The organism is Flavobacterium sp. (assembly GCF_043720215.1).
Classification (GTDB): Bacteria; Bacteroidota; Bacteroidia; order Flavobacteriales; family Flavobacteriaceae; genus Flavobacterium.
In genome coordinates this window covers 1-2,692 of record NZ_JAYSSZ010000271.1, presented here as the reverse complement: position 1 = coordinate 2,692, position 2,692 = coordinate 1, and the positions used below count along the sequence as shown (strand labels likewise).

General features: G+C 28.8%; 4 protein-coding genes. All 4 read right to left on the bottom strand.

Annotation, left to right across the window (positions count from 1 at the left end; genetic code table 11):
• Nucleotides 1-24: 24 nt before the first annotated feature.
• Nucleotides 25-633, bottom strand: a complete 609-nt coding sequence (locus tag ACHZC3_RS11985; RefSeq protein ID WP_394760091.1) for a BT4734/BF3469 family protein — start codon at nt 631-633, stop codon at nt 25-27.
• Nucleotides 634-730: 97 nt separating this feature from the next.
• On the bottom strand, nt 731-1,012 hold the full coding sequence (locus ACHZC3_RS11980; RefSeq protein ID WP_011964270.1) for a helix-turn-helix domain-containing protein: 282 nt from the start codon (nt 1,010-1,012) through the stop codon (nt 731-733).
• A 144-nt stretch (nt 1,013-1,156) separates the two neighbouring features.
• Nucleotides 1,157-2,065: a hypothetical protein gene (locus tag ACHZC3_RS11975; protein ID WP_394760090.1), complete on the bottom strand. Its 909-nt coding sequence runs from the start codon at nt 2,063-2,065 to the stop codon at nt 1,157-1,159.
• 293 nt (nt 2,066-2,358) lie between these two features.
• On the bottom strand, nt 2,359-2,692 hold a 334-nt coding region (locus ACHZC3_RS11970), incomplete at its 5' end, for a tyrosine-type recombinase/integrase (RefSeq protein ID WP_394760088.1).

Genomic DNA, 2,692 nt, shown 5'->3' with positions numbered 1-2,692 from the left:
TGATTAGTGATGTCTGGCGAAGAGTTAAAATATCGATTGTGTCACTCTGAGTGGAGTCGAAGAGCAATAACTAGTTTGCATTTCGACTTCGCTCAATGTGACAAAAGTTTTAGCGTTTTCGTTTAGATATAGATTTTCATCGAAAGAATAAAAACATAACCTCGTTACATCTTTGCCTGATTTGTCAATTTCCAGTTTTAAAATACTCTCGTAATATGCTTGAACTAATAAAAAAGCTTCTTTGTGATTGGCTTTATCCGAACTTATTTTTACTAAAATTTTAAAACCGTTGCCAGATGGACTTATGAAACTTACAAATGTGAACTCGGATTGATTGGCCAAATGCGTAGCGTTTTGCAATTCTTTTTCATTCAGTTTGTCAATATCAAGAATGATACATTTAGAATATTCTGCTAAAAATTCCAATTTACGACCTCCAACAAATTTAGCTGAAGGTGTAAATGCAGGAAGTGATTTTTTAGCTTTGTTGTATGCTTCTGTTTTGTTTTCGGCAAGTGATTTGCGTAAATAAACAATTCCGGGTTTGTACTTTCCTGTTTTAATTTCGTCTAAAATTGTGAGTAAAGATTTGTGTTCTACAACTTCGTTGAAATTCTTGAAAATGGTTACCATAGTTTTAATTTAATGGTTATTAGTTGTCGGTTGTTGGTTCTCGTTGGTGTGAAGTTTACAATCGCAAACTTCACAAGTTCCATTGCAGTTGCTCATACTATCTTCCTTTGAATGATTTGTTGTAATGCTCCGTAAGAAGTTTTTCAACATCAGAAAGTTTGTAGTAGATTTTGTTACCCACTTGGCTAAAGGAAATTTTGCCTTCATCTCTCCAAGTTTGTGCAGTGCGTTTAGAAATTTTCATCAATAAAAGAAATTCCTGATTGTCCAAAAATGTTTCTTTCTTTGGGTCAGCCTTAATAGAAATTTGAGATTGAATAGTGTCTAATTTGCTCATTAGATCTGTGAACTGGTCTTTTGTGAAGATAATTGCATCCATTTTTAAAGTTTTTTAAATGTTATGGTGCAAATGGAAGAAATATAAAAAAGTCTGTTTGGTATTTTTTAGTCTTTAAAGACCATTTTGTTTGCCAAGTCCTTTAAATGCTAATGATTTGAAATGATGCTGTTTTAGAAAAAAAGACTAAAACTTAATTTTCACATCTTCATTCGGGTCTTTATCGTTTCTAGTTTGAGATAAATACGTTTTTAAAGTAAATTCTGAAATACGTTCTCCATTTTCATCAACAAATACTTGCGCCAATGTATGAGCCACATTGACAATTTTATTGCCAATATAAGGTTTTCCGTTTGGCTTAACTTCTGTCATCATTTGTTTAAAAGCATTAGCAAAAATGTTAATTGGTCCATTTATTCTAATCCTTTCAAAGTTATTTATTTCAACATTATTTTGTGTTTTTTCTTCTGTAACTTCTTTGCTGCATTCAGAACGCATTTTGCGTATTTTTTGTAAATGGTCTATTTGTAGTAAACATTGTTCGCTATAATCTTGTAATTTTTCATTAACTGAAAACTTATCAGCTTGTTTATATTCAAATGCTTCTTCAGTTAAATAAATAAGTTTTTCGTCAAAGTTTTGTAATGTTTGAATATGATTTTTTACCTCTATAAAAGCAAAGTATCTATTATCCGTATAGGCATTTATTAAACGTTTTGGAGTTTTTTTAATAGTTTTCTTTACACTTGTAGATTGCAATTCCTTTCTTTTTAATTCTAATAAATTAATCAATTTACTAACTCTTGTAAAAGCACATTTTTTAGTAAATAATTTTTCATTATTTGACATTAACTTTTCAAATTTATTAACCCAAATTAAAGCATTATCAACTTTTGTACATTGATAATTTATAAAGTCTGAAAATTGTGATTGGTGTAAACTAAAAACTTTATTTGCTAAAGCTTCGTAATAATTTTGAAGTGTGGTTTCATTTTCAATAATAATATCAAAATCAGAATTTGTGGACTTTGCCAAAGGCACCGCCACTAACTCTACAAACTGTGAAGTTTGGATTATTTGAACTTTTGAAGTCAAGTATTACTGTTTTATAAATTGTTTTCATTGTGATTTGAAATGTAATTATAAGCTTTTATCTACTTATTTTTGAAAAATCCTAGCAAACATTACTAGTCGAATTCAACTAAATTTTTTCTCTTTGGCTCTAAAAATTATCACTTTCTTTTGTGCTAAATTAGAGTAAAAAAAAAATCCTTTTAGTAAGGATTTCAAAAAAATTTATTAACAATTTATCTAAGCTGTAACAACTCTATGTTCACATTACCTATAACGTAAAAGTCAGAAATTTATTATGTATATGTTAAAATTATTTAGAATATGTAATTGTCAACCGCTTTATCCAATTCTTCACTAATGATTTTGGCATATATTTGCGTTGTGCTAATGTCTGTGTGATCCATTAATTTAGAAACGTGTTCTATTCTCATACCATTATTTAAAGCATTGGTTGCAAAACTGTGTCTTGATAAATGAAATGAAAGTGAAAACGGTAATTTCATCATTTTACCCATTCTATTAAGTTGAAAATTAGCAGAATGATTTTCTCTTGAAGATATAAAATAACGTGTTTCTTCGCTTTTATAATATCCAACTTTATCTGTTATTATTGGAAATATAAAATCATCTTGCTGCACATTTTCTTTT

Bases quoted from the DNA above. Each gene is read 5' to 3' on its own strand.
- ACHZC3_RS11985 (WP_394760091.1), bottom strand. From the start codon at position 633: ATGGTAACCATTTTCAAGAATTTCAACGAAGTTGTAGAACACAAATCT.
- ACHZC3_RS11980 (WP_011964270.1), bottom strand. From the start codon at position 1,012: ATGGATGCAATTATCTTCACAAAAGACCAGTTCACAGATCTAATGAGC.